Origin of the sequence: Formosa sejongensis (genome assembly GCF_033447105.1) — a bacterium.
GTDB lineage: Bacteria > Bacteroidota > Bacteroidia > Flavobacteriales > Flavobacteriaceae > Formosa.
The window spans coordinates 1-18,143 of the sequence record NZ_JAWQUN010000021.1; the positions used below are offsets into that span (position 1 = coordinate 1).

General features: G+C 33.6%; 10 protein-coding genes. 9 read left to right on the top strand and 1 reads right to left on the bottom strand.

Annotation, left to right across the window (positions count from 1 at the left end; translation table 11 throughout):
• On the bottom strand, positions 1 to 334 hold a 334-nt coding region (locus R6X41_RS15695; protein WP_318501297.1), incomplete at its 3' end, for an ISAon1 family transposase N-terminal region protein.
• Positions 335 to 1,730: 1,396 nt separating this feature from the next.
• Here R6X41_RS15695 and R6X41_RS15700 point away from each other — a divergent pair.
• The 9 genes from R6X41_RS15700 (at position 1,731) to R6X41_RS15740 (ending at position 18,025) form a co-directional block, all read left to right on the top strand.
• Positions 1,731 to 5,930 carry a two-component regulator propeller domain-containing protein gene (locus R6X41_RS15700; protein ID WP_318501298.1) on the top strand — a complete coding sequence of 1,400 codons (4,200 nt, stop codon included), beginning with the start codon at positions 1,731 to 1,733 and terminating at the stop codon, positions 5,928 to 5,930.
• 126 nt (positions 5,931 to 6,056) lie between these two features.
• Positions 6,057 to 6,326, top strand: coding sequence for a hypothetical protein (locus R6X41_RS15705; RefSeq protein WP_318501299.1), 270 nt, complete (start codon positions 6,057 to 6,059; stop codon positions 6,324 to 6,326).
• A 13-nt stretch (positions 6,327 to 6,339) separates the two neighbouring features.
• Entirely contained in the window at positions 6,340 to 7,227 is an 888-nt protein-coding gene (locus tag R6X41_RS15710) for a hypothetical protein (protein WP_318501300.1), read from the top strand.
• Complete coding sequence (locus tag R6X41_RS15715; RefSeq protein ID WP_318501301.1) at positions 7,217 to 9,622, top strand: glycoside hydrolase family 3 N-terminal domain-containing protein; 2,406 nt, start codon at positions 7,217 to 7,219, stop codon at positions 9,620 to 9,622. Before R6X41_RS15710 ends, R6X41_RS15715 begins: the two co-directional genes overlap by 11 nt.
• A gap of 604 nt (positions 9,623 to 10,226) precedes the next feature.
• Positions 10,227 to 11,000, top strand: coding sequence for a T9SS type A sorting domain-containing protein (locus tag R6X41_RS15720; protein WP_318501302.1), 774 nt, complete (start codon positions 10,227 to 10,229; stop codon positions 10,998 to 11,000).
• 123 nt (positions 11,001 to 11,123) lie between these two features.
• Positions 11,124 to 12,110 (top strand): Kelch repeat-containing protein, encoded by a 987-nt coding sequence (locus R6X41_RS15725; RefSeq protein ID WP_318501303.1) that lies wholly within the window; start codon positions 11,124 to 11,126, stop codon positions 12,108 to 12,110.
• Positions 12,111 to 12,497: 387 nt separating this feature from the next.
• Positions 12,498 to 13,466 (top strand): alpha/beta hydrolase, encoded by a 969-nt coding sequence (locus R6X41_RS15730; RefSeq protein ID WP_318501304.1) that lies wholly within the window; start codon positions 12,498 to 12,500, stop codon positions 13,464 to 13,466.
• Between the two features lie 209 nt (positions 13,467 to 13,675).
• Positions 13,676 to 16,279 carry a glycoside hydrolase family 95 protein gene (locus R6X41_RS15735; protein ID WP_318501305.1) on the top strand — a complete coding sequence of 868 codons (2,604 nt, stop codon included), beginning with the start codon at positions 13,676 to 13,678 and terminating at the stop codon, positions 16,277 to 16,279.
• Between the two features lie 84 nt (positions 16,280 to 16,363).
• The gene (locus tag R6X41_RS15740) at positions 16,364 to 18,025 is read left to right on the top strand and encodes a hypothetical protein (protein WP_318501306.1); all 1,662 of its coding nucleotides are present in this window, start codon (positions 16,364 to 16,366) and stop codon (positions 18,023 to 18,025) included.
• Positions 18,026 to 18,143 lie beyond the last annotated feature (118 nt).

Genomic DNA, 18,143 nt, shown 5'->3' on the forward strand with positions numbered 1-18,143 from the left:
TTAAAAAATCAGCGAACTCGTTGGTCATACGTGTTCCCTGTGCTACAAAATTCCAATTTCTTTGAACGACTTCCTTAGTACTTTTATCAATCCATCTACGTCTTTTTACGTGGAGGTAAACGGTGTTTCCTCGTAAAGGAAAATCTTGAATAGTAACTTCTTTATGGAATCCGTGTGCTATGAGCGTTCTACTTGATTCTTCTTTAGGTATCGTGTTGCGTTCTTCGAAATATAAATGCATGACTTCTCCATTTTTAGTGTTTCTGATTAAATCAAAGTGATCGACGAGAAACTCAGGAAGTATGAGTTTTAGTAATTCTAGGTAATTATCCAATTTGAGTTTTTTTTACAAAAATCGCGATCTTATTTCAATTCACACACACAACTTTTGTGCTTGATCCTAACATTATCCCCAATTTTTTATAGTTGACCCATTTTGTTTCGATACGAGTATGTATTTACCTAAATAATATTTAGCATCATTGAAACTGATTTTCTTTCTCCTTAGAAACCGAAAAAAAGTTAGTGTCTCCCTTCCTGATACTTGTTGTTTCCATTTATATACGGGACTAAATTGTATAAATGTATGGTTTGAGTTAGTTCAACTCTCTAAAGTTATTTTTTATTGCTTGTTTTTATGCTAAAAATCATTTTTCGAAAAATAATAAAGAAGTAATGCATATGGTTCTGTAAAAGTATTAATTGGTCATAGTTTATTTCTTAAGATGTTTAATACTACAACTTGTTTTTTAATATGCTGTCTTTTTAAGTTACTAAAATATTGGTTTTATTCGCGGTTAAAATTATAACAATAATTTTACTTTAGTTTCTAAGTCGGTCATAATTCTGTAGAAACCTTTTTATGTAATTTCAGTTTCATTTCTAGACAATTTAGTGTATCAGTTTACTGTAATAAAAACACTAACTATTTAACTAGAGACTTTTAAATTCAAGATTAAATTTACTTGTTATTTATAAAATATTAATGAACAATTTTACATCAATTTGATTCATTACTATTGACCAATTTCATATATTAAAATTTAAGTTCATTCATTATTTGGTCCTCGTATTACTTTAACTCCGGTTTTGTTTTTTCTATTATTTCAGTGTCTTTATTAAGATATTTCCACCTATTTAATTCTAAATAATTCCTCTAAACCTTGGATCGGGGTAAAAGAGGAAAGTTTTAAAAATTTATTTTAACAGTGAACTAAAAGTGTTTTCAATTTGATAACTCTATGTTTCTTTCTTTGGTATTTCATCTATAAATATAACGTATATCTCTTTACAATTTAATCCTTTTATGGTGGCTTGTTTCACCTTATTTAGAAATTGTTAGATTAAAAACTCAAAACTTGAATGTTCTAGACGTTTATATGTTTAAGCAAAATTATATCTCATAATTTCTAGCAGATGGGTTTAAATTTATAGAATTTTGGTAATACTAGTTATAGTACTGTTAAGTGCTAAAATGAAAGGTATGATATAAATTATGGTCCTTTTCAATAAAAGAGATATGCTTATTGAATAGTTTGTGTCGAATATTTTTTATATAAAATTTATTAATTTTATAGTTTCATTAAAATAATGATAATGAGGTCTTTAACTGTGTAAATCTATTGTTTATACATGAGTGTTATGAATAATTATTCAATTTTGGTGTATAACTAAATATATCTTTCTGTTAAATTTTAGTAATATTGCAGAATTCACAAAATAGCTATGGAATGAGTAAGAATTTATATTTTGTTGTATTATGTTTTTATTGTAATCTTATTTTTGGCCAATTTGCAAATTTAAAGTTTGAAAATTTAAATAACGAAGATGGGCTTTCTAGTAACTCCGTTTTGGAAGTATTCCAAGACAGTGATGGGTTTTTATGGTTTGGAACTATAGATGGCCTTAACAAATATAATGGTTATGAATTTGAAATATTCCGACAAGTTTTAAATGATTCTACATCTTTAAGTAACAATAGAATTAATGCTATTAAGGAAGATTCAAATGGTAATTTATGGATTGGCACAAACAACGGTCTTAACTTCTTCAATAAAAACACTAAGACTTTTGCTCAAATTAAACTTTACGAAGCCCCTTTAAAAGATATTAATCCTCGTAAAATTGTCAATTCACTTTTATATGATGAAATTGAAAATGAGTTGTGGGTTGGAACCAATAGTGGTTTGGTTAAAATAAATTTCACAGAAACGGATACGATTTCACATAAAATGAAATTTGTCCACTATTATTCCGATAGTATAGATAAGAATACGATTGATAATAATAATATAAATTCTATAGTACAGGATAAAAATGGAGTCGTTTGGGTTGAAACAAATGGAGAATACCTAAATAAATATAATCTAGAAACAAATAATTTCGATCGTATTTTAATTAGAAGTAAATCGCATTATGAATTAGATCATATTCCTAAACGGTTGTATATAGATTCAGATAATGATTTCTGGATAGGAAACGATATGTCTAATATTATTTTTTGGAATCGTTTAGAAAACACATTCGAGCAAATTTCGTTAACCGAAAAAAGTATCCCTATTTATAATTTTTATCAAGATAGTTCAGGAATTGTGTGGATGTTAACCGATGGATATGGAATATATCTTTACGACAAAACCAACGGACAATTACAGCACTTAAAACATGATAATTCCGACCCATTTTCCTTACCAAACAATCAAGTTTCAAAAGTAATAGAAGATAAAGATGGAGTATTCTGGATTGCAACTTATAATGAAGGTGTTAGCAAATTAGATTTTAAAAAATCAAGCTTCGGACATTATTATTACCAAGAAGGAAGGGAACGCGGTTTAAATGAAAAAATTGTACAATCGGTTTTACAAGACTCAAAACAAAGAATTTGGATAAGCACTTACAATGGTGGTTTAAATTTATTTGAGGAAGCCGATAGAACTTTTCAATCTTTTAGTTCTAATCCGAATGATACTAATTCACTGAGTTCTAATAAAATCATGTATACTTTTGAAGATAGCGATGGCTATATTTGGGTATGTACTTTAGATAAAGGTGTAAATAGATTCGATCCAGAAACGCATAAATTTAAACGTTTTGAACATAGTGAATTGAATACTGCCACAGTCGGGCAAAATTCGGTTTGGTCTGGTGCAGAAGATAAAAAACAAAGAATTTGGTTTGGTTTATTAGACGAGGGATTAGATGTGTATGATATGAATGATCAAACATTCTATCATTATAAAATTGGTGATAATACAGAGTCTGGATTGCTCAGTAATTTCATTCCTTCTTTAATTATCGATTCTAAAAATCGCTTATTATTGGGAACAGCTTTAGGTTTAAATTATGTTAATTTAGATAGTTTAAGTCAGCGAATTCCTGAAAAAATTGATTTTAAAAGTGTTAATATTAATGGCATTACAGGAAATCGTATTAATTATATAACCGAAGATCATCTTCATCATATTTGGTTAGGTACAGATAATGGTATTTTTAAATTAGATTCAGATTTGAATTTGATTAAATCTTATTTTTCACAAGAAGGTTTACCAAACAATTTAATTACTGGAATTAAAGAAGATTTAAATCATAATTTTTGGATAACGTCTAAGAGTGGGTTGTCATTCCTTAATCCAGAAACGGATCAGTTTAAAAATTTTAATACACACGATGGAATTCAAGGTGTCGAATACCAAAGTAAATCTATAGATCGTACAAAAGACGGTCGTATAATTGTTGGAGGTATTAATGGATTTAATATTTTTCAGCCTTCAGATATTACAATTACAACATCAACTAAACTATATCCTAAAATTTCTGCTTTAAAGGTTAACAATAAATATATTAAAGCTGGCGAACGTATTAATACAAAGTTTGTTTTATCAAAACCTATTTCCGAAACCGAAAAATTGGTATTAAACTATAATCAAACTAACTTATCATTTGATTTTATCGCACTTCATTTCCAAAATCAAGAGCAAGTAAGATATGCTTATAAAATGGAAGGTTTAGATAATGAATATATTCGTTCAGGGATAAATAGATCTGTAAATTATTCAAACTTACAACCAGGTTTATACACTTTTAAAGTTAAAGCTTCTGTAAATGGAGATTGGGATAGTGCACCAATTTCTTCAATTGATATCAGGTTAAATTCACCACCATGGAAAACATGGAGTGCATATACAATTTATGCTATTTTATTTATAGGCTTGCTATGGTATTTAAACCGATTCTTCACTAACAGAATTAAGGATGAAAAAGAACGTGAATTCGGCCAAATGAAATTAGAGTTCTTTATTAATGTATCTCACGAATTTAGAACGCCATTAACTTTAATATTAAATCCGTTAGATAAATTAATATCTGGAATAGACGATCCTGAGTTGGTTAAAACATCTGCACATTCTATTCAGCGTAGTGCCAGACGTTTATTGTATTTGGTGAATCAGTTATTAGATTACAGAAAAATGGAAGTGGGTATGGCGCCTTTACAAGTACAAAAAGGCGATATAATTAAGTTTAGTAACGATATTTTCTCACTGTTTCAAGGATTGGCAACAAAGAAAAATATAGAGTATACATTTACCACATCATCCGATCAATTATTTTCTTTTTATGATTTTGATAAAGTTGAAAAAATACTTACAAACTTAATTTCAAATGCAATTAAATTCACAAATAATGGAGGCGAAATTAATGTGTCTGTAAATAAGGTTTTAGAGAAGAAAAGCGGTTCAAAAATAATTGGTAAGCATAAAAAGCTAACAAATTATATTGAAATTATTGTTGAAGACACAGGAATAGGGCTTGATAAAGAACAACTGAAAAAGGTGTTTTCTAGATTCTATAATGTGGATATTAACAAAACGGGAACAGGTATCGGATTAAATTTTAGTAAAGGTCTTGTAGAATTGCACGGCGGTGAAATTTTTGTGGAAAGTGAGTTTGGAAAAGGAAGTAAATTTGTAGTTAGAATTCCTTATAATAAAAAAGCAGAATCTAGCGTTGTAGAAGATATTAAGGATGAATTCTTAATTAACTCTATGAAATCTGTCGAGTACGATATGCTTATTTCTGAAGATACTCAAGAAATTGTCGATAAGGAATCATCGACAGAGAAAAAAGACTTTCCTAAAGTATTGATTGTTGAAGATAACAAAGAGTTACGTGAGCATCTAAAAAACGAATTAAGAGACCATTACGAAATTATTGAAGCTGTAAACGGAGAAGAAGGTTTGAAAAAGGTTTTAAAGCATTATCCAGACATTGTAGTTAGTGATGTTATGATGCCAAAAATGGATGGTTTTGAACTTTGTAAAAGGATTAAATCGGAGTTTGAAACATGTCATATTCCTGTGATTTTATTAACAGCAAGAGCACTTGAAGAAGACCGGATTGAAGGTTATAAAACAGGTGCAGATGGATATTTAGGAAAACCCTTTAACCTAAATGTATTAAAAGCTAGAATTGCGAATCTGCTTGAATCTAAACGTGTTATTAGAGAAAAATTCTCTAAGCTAGGTGCTGTTATTGCGCCAAGCGAAGCGACGAGCAATTCTATAGATGAGGCTTTTTTAGAAAAGACAACGAAAATTATATTAGATAATATTAGTAACACCGAATTTAAACTCGAACACTTACTTAAAGAAGTAGGTATAGGGCGTTCCCAATTTTATAGAAAAATACAATCTATTACCGGACAAAATCCGAGTAATTTTATTCGAACTATTCGTTTAAAATATGCATCAGATTTGTTGTTGCAAGATGCAAATACCATAAAAGAAGTTACACATTTGGCTGGGTTTAATTCAGCAGCTTATTTTGGAAAAACGTTTAAAGAATTATACAATATGACGCCAAGTGAGTATGTTGAAAAAAATAAAAGTCAAGATTCAGAAAATAATGGTGAAGCTCCAGAAATGAAGAGTTAATCTGGAGATATTGCAATCTTTTATGTAAAATGGGTTTTAAGTTATGATTTTAGATTCATGATTTATAAAATTATAACTTAAGACTTTTTATACTTGTATTATTAACTTTAATTAAGATAATACAATATGACCGTTTTCAGAACCATCGTTTTAAGTGGTGTTTTTTCCATGTTATGCTACCGTACTGCAGAGCATCTGAAAACCGAATGCTCTAAAGGCAATGCTTTTAAAAAAATAGCAAATCAATTAACTTTGGCACTAAACACAGTGGTAGACACTTCCGTGTTAAATCCGAATATCAGATTACAAATTCATTCTAGTTTAGGTGGGCATCTTCCGATGATATACGCCTATTTTTATACTACCCAAGTTTTAGTCCCTTTTAACCGCTTTTAAAACGCATACTCATATGAAAAACTATATCATTCTTATTTTAGCCTTTACCTTAAGTGCCACGTTATGTGCACAAACGATCCCATACACTAATGGTCGCATTGTTATAAGTTCCGACGGAAATGAACACGATCATGACGACTGGGCAGCAACACCTTTTTCATTGGCTTTATTGGCAGCAAGCGGACTGCAAGATAGTTTAACGGTTTACGCCTTTAGCGATCACATTTGGGGGAGTAATCACGATCATAAAAATGCAGAAAAAGAAATGCAAATCAGTGCTTTGGAAGGTCAGAAGGTGTTTCATTTTAATACGACCAATTTTATTGAAGCAGTAGCCGATTCTACAAAAGCCATTCAGGCTATAACTAAAGAAATAAATAAGTCTACACCGGACAATCCACTAACGATTATTGCAGCGGGCCCAATGCAGGTTGTGGGCAGTGCGATTAGTCAAGCAGATGTTTCTAAATTGAAATTTGTTCGTATTATATCTCATCACAGTTGGAACGATAATCATTCTGACAAACCAAACGATTGGGAACAGCATTCGGGATGGACATGGAAAGAAATAAAATCTAGTTTTGAAGACGACGGATTGATTTGCGATAGAATTATAAATCAAAATGGTGGAGACGATTATGATGGTATGAAAGCATCGATAGATAAATTCGATTGGATTAATACCTTAGCCATAAGACAAGAATCAAAATCTGTTACTAAACAATTAGATTGGTTGTATAAAAGACAGGAAACATGTATTAAAAAAGGGGATTTCGATCCTTCGGATGCAGGAATGATTATTTATTTACTCACTGGAATACAAAAAACAAATCCAGAAGATGCAAAAGCTATTATGGAAAACCCTGAAGCACTAAAAAACCTATCTAAAAATGAAAAGTAAAACTATAGTAGTCCTTTTGGCAAGTGTATTTATAATGTCTTCTTTTAAGGGAGACGGTTTAAAAATATATCATAAAGATTGGATAGATTTCAATAAAAATGGGGTGATGGATGTGTATGAAGATCCTAAAGCGCTTATTGATGATCGTGTAGAAAATCTAATCTCGTTAATGAATGTTGATGAAAAAACATGTCAAATGGCAACCCTATACGGTTATGCTCGTGTTTTAGAAGATGAATTACCAACTGAAGCCTGGAAGAATCGCGTTTGGAAAGATGGTATCGCAAATATCGACGAACACTTAAATACCATTTGGAATCAGGAAAAGACGCATTCACCATATGCGTACCCTTATAGCACACATGCCGAAGCGATAAATACAGTTCAGAAGTGGTTTATTGAAGAAACACGCTTAGGTATTCCTGTCGATTTTACCAACGAAGGTGTACATGGTTTGTGTCATGAAAAAGCAACACCCTTGCCAGCGCCTATTGGTATTGGTAGTACATGGAATAAAGATTTGGTTTTACAGGCCGGAACCATGGTTGGGAGAGAAGCCAAGGCTTTAGGATATACAAATGTATATGCACCTATATTAGATGTGGCTAGAGATCCGCGTTGGGGGAGAGTGCTCGAATGTTATGGCGAAGATCCATATCATATTGCCGAAATGGGGAAACAAATGACCTTAGGTATCCAATCGCAAGGTGTCGCAGCGACCTTAAAACATTTCGCAGTGTATAGTGTTCCAAAAGGAGCTCGAGATGGCGATGCACGTACAGATCCGCATGTGGCGCCAAGAGAAATGCATCAAATTCATTTATATCCCTTTAAACGTGTCATTAAAGAAGCACATCCTATGGGCGTGATGAGTAGTTATAACGATTATGACGGGGTTCCAATTACGGCAAGCCGTTATTTTTTAACCGAATTACTTAGAGAACAATATGGTTTTGATGGGTATGTGGTTTCAGATAGTGAAGCGGTAGAATATGTGTCAGAAAAACATCATGTTGCTGAAGATTATAAGGAAGCCGTTAGACAAGTGGTCGAAGCTGGTTTAGATGTACGAACGACCTTTAGAACTCCAGAATCGTATATAGAACCTTTACGAGAATTGATTCATGAAGGAAAAATTTCAATGAAAACCATCGATAATAGAGTTGCAGATGTTTTAAAAGTGAAATTCAGATTAGGATTGTTTGATCAGCCTTATGTTGAAAATCCAAAAGATTCAGATGATTTAGTACACACTGACGCCGATGAAGCATTTTCAAAACAAATCAACAGAGAGTCGTTAGTGCTTTTAAAAAATGAAAATAATTTACTCCCTTTAGATGTTAATGCACTTAAAAATATATTGGTTACCGGACCTTTAGCAGACCAAGTGAGTTTTACGTATAGTCGTTATGGTCCAGCGTTTAACCCGTCGACATCCGTATATCAAGGCGTTAAAAATTACGCAAAAAATAAAGCTGAAGTCACTTATGTAAAAGGGTGTGATATCGTAGATCCAGATTGGCCAGGAAGCGAAATTATTCCAACACCGCTTTCTGCTTCAGAAGAAGCAAGTATAGCAGAGGCTGTAGCACAAGCCCAAAAATCTGATATTATAATTGCCGTAGTTGGTGAAGATGAAAAACGTGTAGGTGAAACCAAATCCAGAACAAGTTTAGGGCTTCCAGGACGTCAATTTCAATTGGTACAAGCATTATATGCTACAGGAAAACCTGTTGTATTAGTCCTAATAAATGGGCAACCCTTGACAATTAATTGGGAAAATAAATTTTTACCAGCTATTTTAGAAGCTTGGTTCCCGAGTACAGCGGCAGGAGAAGTTATAGCCGAAACGTTATTTGGAGACTATAATCCTGGCGGTAAACTAACCGTTACCTTTCCAAAATCTGTAGGGCAAATTCCATTAAATTTTCCATATAAACCAGGCTCGCAAGCAGGTCAACCAGGAGCAGGGCCGAATGGTTATGGAAACACACGTGTATTAGGTCCGTTATATCCTTTCGGGTATGGCTTAAGTTATACCACATTCGCGTATAGTGATTTAGTTATTAATCAGAAAACGAAGCAATCTCAAAGTGATATTGAAGTGTCATTTAAAGTGAAAAACACTGGGAAACGCGCAGGAGACGAAGTGGTTCAATTGTATTTAAAAGATGAAGTGAGCAGTGTAACAACTTACGAATCGCAACTTCGCGGATTTGATCGTGTGCATTTGCAGGCAGGAGAAACGAAAACAGTTCATTTTACGTTAAAACCAGAAGATTTAGAGCTCTTAGATAAACATATGAATTGGACCGTAGAACCTGGAACTTTCGAAATATTAATCGGGAGTTCGTCTGTAGATATTCATCTTCAAGAAAAGTTTACTGTTTTGTAATCACGTTGTAAAAAGGCATTACAAATTATAAACCAATTAAAAATCTCAGTAGCATCTCAATTTAGGGGCTACTGAGATTTTTAATTTAAAGAAGCATGATTTTGGTTTCTTAAAACGACGTAAACAGGTCTATTGATTGTTTGTAATAGGACTAGAATGCACGTCACTCTAAACGCCTTTATACTTAGGTTTTATTTTAAATTAAAGAATCTTTGATTTTAGGGGCTCTCTTTTTTAATTTCTTTATACTAAAAATAATGAGATGCTGAAACGGGTTCAGCTTGACGGCTAAATAGCAATTATGACTAGAAACGAATATTTGTATAGGTATTGTGCTATATCAATAATAAGTAATAAAAATATTTCTTTTTAATAAAATATAAGAAGTTATGGTTCCTAAATAGTTAATCTAAAAGTAATAAATACTTTTATTAGAGAGAAACGATCTTCCTTTACGTTTATCAAGATAGATCCCTGGTTTTATAGCGATTCCCACTTAAAAATAGGTGCTAATTTATAGTGATTGACCTATGGTTTAGAGTCTAATGTTATGATAATGAATACTTTTATCAAACATTATTAACTAATTATTAAACTTAAAATTATGGATTGTAAAAAACTACCTTTAAAATTTATTTCAAATGCCATCAAAGCGTTAAGCTTTGTGTTAATCTTCGCGGCAAGCTTATCTGCGTCTGCACAAGACTGTCCAACGTCCTATCCTTTTCTTGAAGCTCAATATGCTTCTAGTATGTCTGATGCTTTAGTAATACAAGAGAATGAAACTGTTGGAAATGTGGAAACAGCATCTTGGCTTGCATTTTTAGATCAAGATATTAATTGTGCCGATGGTATTAATATATCAGCTGCAGCACCTAATGGTCGTGGATATGTTGAAATTAGATTGGGTTCTATTTATGGAACTCTTATTGGAACATCTGATATAATTAATACCGGAAACTGGAACTCATTTGTAACTGTATCAGTACCTGTAAATACTAGTGGAATTTCAGAAAATCAAGATGTTTATTTCGTGTTTGTGCTTGATCCAGAAGTTGAATCTAGATATTTATTTAATATCGATGCATTTCAATTTACTAATAGTCAGCCACTTTCTGTAGGCGATGTTGATGCTTTAAGCGTAAGTGTGTATCCAAACCCTACAACAGATTTTCTTTCTATTAATTTAGAGAAAAACAATTTAAATATCGCTCAAACTAAAGTCGCTTTATTTAATGTTGCTGGTCAAAAAGTTATGGAAATGAATGCTAGTAGCTCTAAACTTGAAATGAATGTATCTAAACTGTCTAGTGGTATTTATATCCTAAATGTAAAAGACAACGCTAAAAGTGTTTCTAAAAGAATTGTAAAGTTGTAAGGACACTTTAACCAAGTGCAAAAACTCAACTTAAATTTTTAAAAGCTCAGAATCACTTCTGGGCTTTTTTTTATACCTTTTTAGGTTTTATAGAATGAATAATATAAAAAAAATAGATTTATTATGTACGATGTTTTAGTAAGATGGACTTGTCTAGTATTAATTGTTTTTGTTCAGCAAGTATCTGCCCAATCTTTTGAAAATTACACATGGAAAACACTTGAAACTAATGGAGATCCTGTAGCGCGACATGAAGCTGCCTTTATTGAAGTAGAGGGAAAGTTTTATCTCTTAGGAGGAAGACGTGTTCAGGATGTGTCCATTTTTAATCCAAAGACAAATACATGGACTAGCGGAGCAAAACCACCAATAGAAATTCATCATTTTCAAGGATTTTCATATAAAGATAATATTTACGCTATAGGTGCGCATACAGGAAAATATCCTCATGAAACACCTTTGGAAAACGCCTATATTTATAGCCCTAAAAAAGATAGTTGGTCTAAAGGATTTAACATGCCTAAAGGTAGAGCTAGAGCATCTACAACAGCTAATGTCTATAAAGATAAACTTTATATTGCCTGTGGTATTACAGACGGACATTGGGATGGACATGTAACATGGTTCGATGTTTACGATTTTAAAACAGGGACTTGGGAAAAACTAGCAGATGCGCCAAGAGCAAGAGATCATGCAACCTCAGTGATTTGTAATGATAAATTATACCTTTTAGGAGGTAGACGTTCGTCTGGACATATTAAAAAAGTTATGGATATAACCGTTTCAGAAATTGATGTCTATGATTTTAAAACAGGGACATGGAGTACTTTAGATAAACACGTTCCAACAGAACGTGCAGGGTGTACCTCTATATGTATTGGCGATTCTATTTTGTTTACAGGCGGAGAAAGTATGACGCAGGTTTCTGCACATGATGAAGTCGAGGTGTTAAACACAAAAACAGACACGTGGAGTACGTTACCGTCATTAAATACAGGAAGACATGGTACACAGCTTATTTGGTATAAAAAGAAACTGTATATCGCTTCTGGTTGTAGCGAAAGAGGTGGGAGTACAGAATTAACAACTATAGAGTGTTTTAGTAAATAAACCAATATCGTCCTAAACGATTAATCTCTTTTTTCAAAAAGATTTGCCGCTGCTGACTTTATGGAATTACTTGTACTGGGGGAGGTACTTTTCTACATAAGTTGAATTTTGTTTTTTGGTTTGGCCTATCGAAAATTTATCGTAAAATTTGAAGAGAAAGTATCGTAAAATTTAAAGCTGTTTGAGCTAAACGTATGTTTCTATATTGTTGATTTTTAGTAGCGAGTTCTTTAAATTTAGATAATGAACGAAAAATTTAGATAAAAGTTCGTAAGCCTAGATTTTTTTGGCTTGGTTTATCCAGAGCGAAGTCGAAGGATCTTTTTATCAATGAAAAAAATGAACATATAATATTATTTAGGACACGATTATAAATAAGCAAAAGTTATGAAAATAATTAATATCACAAATAAATTTGGCAAAGCTGCTGTTTTGTTGTTCTGTGTTCTAGCCATGCAAACATCAGGATTAGCACAAAATAAAGAAGAACAAGCCATTCTGGAGACGTTTAAAAAGAAAGAAGTTGTCGTGTATAAAACGGTAGATAGTGTGGCGTTAAAAATGACTATTTTCTATCCGGATTCCAGTAAAATTCAGCCTGAAAACCCATGGATGCTACATGTGCACGGTGGTGGCTGGGCAGGAGGAAGCCAATATAATATATTACTGAAATCATATCTTCGCTCTCTGAATTCGCTTTTAGATCATGGCGTTGTTTGTGCAACAATAGAATATCGGAAAGCTCGTGGGAATTCTACGGCTTATGATGCTGTCGTCGATGCTAAAGATGCCGCAAGGTTTCTATTAAAACATGCCGAGCAGTATAAATTAGATACAGAAAACTATGGTGTTTGGGGAGGTTCTGCCGGAGGACATCTTAGTCTTGTTACAGCCTTAGGAGATAATTCTGATTTTATAGGCGATTTGGAGCTGTCAGGTTTTTATCCTGAATTTAAATGTGTAGCGGCTTATTTTCCATTTACGTCCTGTGTTAATCCTGAGTTAAGGCCTGGTTCTATTTTTGAAGATGAAACGCTTTTTGTTCGCCTTTTAGGAGCGCCCTTAAATGAGAAACCTGAGTTGGCAAAACTACTTAGTCCAACCGAACTTTTAACAGAAAGTAGTCCTTCAATTTTATTATTGCATGGAGAAAAAGACACGACCTTACCCATCATTAATTCCACATATATGGTAGAAGTTGCAAATGAAAAAAATGCAGACGTCGAATTGTTAACCATTAAAAATGCAGGACATAGTTTTAAGGGGTCAGATATTTCTCCATCTATAGAAGAAATTAACGATTATGCGACTCAATTTATATGTTCTCATTTAAAAGAGGAGTCCAATAAAAAATAAAATATGGGTTGAGGTGACTGTTGAATTTTCAGCGCGGTAAATTATAAAAAACGACGATGCTAGGGTACAGTTTGGTGAGACTGGTACTATTCTGGTGTTAAGTACTCATAATTTATACTCAATGACCTTTAATTTATATCAAAAAATGAATTAAAAAACGATATTGTTATTGGATTAAGAAAAGAGAAACAAACTAAAAAAAATGACTAATGAATTCACCAAAACCTATTGCTTTACGAATACCAAAGCATTATTTAGCAGATCATGTAAATGGGATTAACCTATTAAAAGCATTGTTTGTATTGCTGCTTTTTAGTTTATATAGCTGTGATGATAGTAATTCAAAACAAAATGTAGACGATCAAGAAAACTCAAAAGTTCAACCTAAATTAGAATTATGGTATGATGCTCCTGCTGCCGATTGGAATGAAGCATTGCCTATAGGAAATGGGCGTTTGGGAGCTATGGTTTACGGACTTCCTGAACATGAAAATATTCAATTAAACGAAAGTACACTTTGGGCTGGTGGACCTCACAGAAACGATAATCCAGAAGCAAAAGCTGCCATTCCAGAAATTAGAAAATTGTTATTTAATGGCGAATTTGAAGCTGCCCATAACCTGGCGAATGCTAAAATAATTTCTAAGACATCGCATGGAATGCCTTATGAAACGGTTGGGAATTTAAGACTAGATTTTTTAAATCAAGGTGAATATTCAAATTATAATCGCGCATTAGATATCGTAAATGCCGTAAATACAACAACGTATACCGCGAATGGGGTAGAATATAAACGTGAGATCTTTACGTCTTTCACCGATCAAGTTATTGTAATGCGATTAACCGCAAATAAAGATGGTGAATTAAGTTTTACTGCCGACATGGATCGTCCAGAACCTGCAAAAGTTACCGTGTCTACAGAAGGCGATAATGTGTTGAAAATGGTTGGTTTTGGAAGTGATAATTTAAATAAAAGATTAGGAAATGCAGCCCCTATTGAAGGGAAAGTAGAATTTCAATCGCGCGTTAAAATTGTAAACGAAGGTGGTAGTGTAACAGCTGCAAACAATACACTTGAGGTTTCTAAAGCCAATAGTGTTACGCTTTATATTTCAATAGCTACTAATTTTGTGAATTATAATGATGTTAGTGGAGATCCGCATAAAAAAGCAACAGATTACATTACTAAAGCAGAAAAGAAGGACTACAAACAATTAAAAACTAACCATTCAGATTTTTATAAAAAGTACTTTAATAGAGTGGTTTTAGATTTAGGGACTTCTGAATATGACGATAAACCGACAGATGTTAGAATTAAAGAATTTAGCACGGTAAACGATCCTAGCTTAGCGGCTTTATATTTTCAGTTTGGGCGTTACCTTTTAATTTCTTCTTCTCAACCAGGTGGGCAAGCAGCAAACTTACAAGGGATTTGGTGTAAAGATTTAACACCACCATGGAAAAGTGCCTACACGGTGAATATTAATACTGAAATGAATTATTGGCCTGCAGAGGTAACTAATTTATCCGAAATGCACGATCCTTTAATCGATTTGGTAAAAGACCTTTCGGTTACCGGACAAGAGACAGCAAAAGTAATGTATGGCGCAGACGGTTGGGTGACACATCATAACACAGATCTTTGGAGAATTACAGGACCAGTAGATGGTGCAACTTGGGGCATGTGGACCACAGGAGGAACTTGGTTGGCACAGCATTTATGGGAAAAATATATGTTTAACGGAGACGTGGCGTATTTGGAATCTGTATATCCTGCAATGAAAGGCGCTTCAGAGTTTTGTATGAGTTTTTTAACGCCAGATCCAAAAAACGGATGGTTAATAATTTCGCCAACAATTTCACCAGAACATGCACCTAAAGGGCGTCCGAAAAGTGTAAATATCGTGGAAAGTGCCTCTATGGATAGTCAGTTGGTTTTCGATATGTTAACAAAAACAATCGCTGCTGCAAAGGTGTTGAATGTAGATGCCGACTTAGTGAAACAAATGGAAGAAACCTTAACAAAGTTACCTCCACTAAAAATAGGACAATACAATCAGATTCAAGAATGGATGGACGATTTAGACGATCCGGAAGACAAACACCGTCACGTCTCTCATTTATACGGATTATACCCATCTAACTTATTTTCTCCATATAGAAATCCTGAATTATTTAAAGGTTCAGAAAATACTTTAATTCAGCGTGGAGATCCTTCAACAGGATGGTCTATGAACTGGAAAATTAATTTATGGGCAAGATTACTAGATGGAAATCATGCGTATAAATTAATGGGAGATCAAATCAAATTAGTTGGTCGTCCAGATTCTCCACAAGGCGGAGGAACGTATGCAAATATGTTAGATGCACATCCACCATTTCAAATTGATGGTAACTTCGGATTTACATCAGGTTTAACCGAAATGATTGTACAAAGTCACGATGGAGCAATTCATCTTATTCCTGCACTTCCAGATGTATGGGCAGAGGGTTCTGTAGGCGGACTGAGAGCAAGAGGTGGTTTCGAAATTATCGATTTAGAATGGGAAAATGGTGCTGTTGTAACAGCGGTAATAAAATCTACTTTAGGTGGTAATTGTCGTGTACGTTCTTATAATGCATTAACATTAGATGGAGAGAATGGGATGACAGTAGCTTCAGGAGTAAATCCAAATCCATTTTATCAAGTACCAGATATCAAGGAGCCTATAATTTCTAAAAAAGCAACATTAGAAGAATTGGTTTTAAAACCGATTTTCGAGTATGATATTGAAACTGTTGCAGGACAAGAAATTTTAATCACAGCAAAATAAGATTTAATAGCAAAGAATACCTCGAGGAGCTACCTCGGGGTTTTCGATAAAATGGTTGTTTCAATAAACTCTACACGCATTTCTATGAATCATTCAAATACTTACAATAAATTAAGGTTGTTATTGGTCGTACTAATTAGTATCACTTTTACCAATGCGATTGGACAGCAAATTAATACGCCTTTAGTTCTTGATATGGTACATCATAATCCAGGTGACACACCGTATAATTCAGATTATAATGATCCCGCATTTATTAAAGAAATGGGCTATAATGGGAAAGTCTATTTCTTATTCGAATCTCCTGCATTAGCCATTAATTGGGAGTCTGTAGATCCTGATATTTTACCTAAAGGGTCAGAAGATCGGAAGTGGGTCGATGCCAAAGCTAAACAGATAAAAAAAATGCATGCCCAATGCAAGGCTGAAGATATGTCGATTTATGCGATGTCAGACCTCATCTTATTTCCAAAACGTCTCATTAAAAAATATGAAATAGAAGATACGTTTAACGATCCTAACAATCCGGTTACAGAGAAATTAATACGTGCTCAAATTAACGAAATGTTCGATCAATTTCCTGATCTAGATGGTTTGGTGGTGCGTATTGGAGAAACGTATTTACATGATGCACCCTATCATCAAGGGGCGATACAAGATAAAACGAGTGCAGATAAAACAATCATTCCTCTTATGAATATCTTGAGAGAAGAAATCTGTGTGAAACGCAATAAGCAACTCATTTTTAGAACGTGGAATGCCTTCGATAGAGATGAAAGCACTTATATGGAAGTGAGTAACGCTGTCGACCCTCATGAAAACCTAATTATAAGTATAAAACAATGTGAAGGTGATTTCCATAGAGCACGTCCGTTTAGTAAACTGATTGGCCAAGGGCGTCATCCTCAAATTATAGAAGTGCAAGCAGCTCGAGAATACGAAGGTAAAGGTGCATATCCTAATTATATTGCCAATGGTGTTATTGAAGGTTTCGAGGAGCATGCGAATATGCCGGAAGATAAAATAAACAGTGTTCGAGAATTTGTAGAAACCACTCCTGATTTATATGCAGGAATCTGGACATGGTCTCGCGGTGGTGGCTGGGATGGTCCGTATATTGAAAACGAAATGTGGTGCGATTTAAACGCATGGGTTATGGCGCAGTGGGCTCAAAATACAGAACAAAGTGAAGCATTTATTTTTAATAGATATGCTACAGAACGCTTACATTTAAAAGGAGATGATGTTGCTAAATTTAGATCGCTCTGCTTACTGTCTGCAGAAGCTGTTGTACGTGGTAGGAATACGGTGCAAAATGATATTAGTGATGTGTGGTGGACACGAGATCAAGGAATCGGATGGCCTGCGCCTGCTAAAGATGCCGTAGGGCAAAAGCGAAATCTAGAACAAAAAGATGAAGCTGTAGCAAAATGGAAGGAAATTGTTAAGTTGGCGAAATCTATTCATTGGGATAGTGAAGCGACCAAAGATTACGCTATTGGATCGGCCGAATATGGATTACGACTGTATGAAATTTATAGAGCAGTGGTTAATATATCCGATGCGGAAGCGAAGGGTGATAAGAAAGCCATTAAGAAGTGGATAAAAGTGTACGATGCTGCTTGGGCCAATTACAATAATTTACCAAAGGAATATACCACAGTTGCTACTTTATATACCCAAGATTACGAAAGACATTTGGCTAATAATGCCAATAAAAAAGTGGACGAATTGCGAAACCATTAACATCTATATCCGATAAATAAAACTTTTAAAAAGAGTAGTAATACAATTGAGGTTTTAAAATTGAATATTAAAATAAATTGTCTGAAATAAGTCAAAAAACGGACGTCACCCTGAACGC

What these genes read in the sequence shown, in the direction of transcription:
- R6X41_RS15720 (WP_318501302.1), top strand. Translation starts at nt 10,227, where the DNA reads ATGGATTGTAAAAAACTACCTTTAAAATTTATTTCAAATGCCATCAAA.
- R6X41_RS15700 (WP_318501298.1), top strand. Translation starts at nt 1,731, where the DNA reads ATGAGTAAGAATTTATATTTTGTTGTATTATGTTTTTATTGTAATCTT.
- R6X41_RS15725 (WP_318501303.1), top strand. Translation starts at nt 11,124, where the DNA reads ATGTACGATGTTTTAGTAAGATGGACTTGTCTAGTATTAATTGTTTTT.
- R6X41_RS15735 (WP_318501305.1), top strand. Translation starts at nt 13,676, where the DNA reads ATGAATTCACCAAAACCTATTGCTTTACGAATACCAAAGCATTATTTA.
- R6X41_RS15705 (WP_318501299.1), top strand. Translation starts at nt 6,057, where the DNA reads ATGACCGTTTTCAGAACCATCGTTTTAAGTGGTGTTTTTTCCATGTTA.
- R6X41_RS15740 (WP_318501306.1), top strand. Translation starts at nt 16,364, where the DNA reads ATGAATCATTCAAATACTTACAATAAATTAAGGTTGTTATTGGTCGTA.
- R6X41_RS15710 (WP_318501300.1), top strand. Translation starts at nt 6,340, where the DNA reads ATGAAAAACTATATCATTCTTATTTTAGCCTTTACCTTAAGTGCCACG.
- R6X41_RS15715 (WP_318501301.1), top strand. Translation starts at nt 7,217, where the DNA reads ATGAAAAGTAAAACTATAGTAGTCCTTTTGGCAAGTGTATTTATAATG.
- R6X41_RS15730 (WP_318501304.1), top strand. Translation starts at nt 12,498, where the DNA reads ATGAAAATAATTAATATCACAAATAAATTTGGCAAAGCTGCTGTTTTG.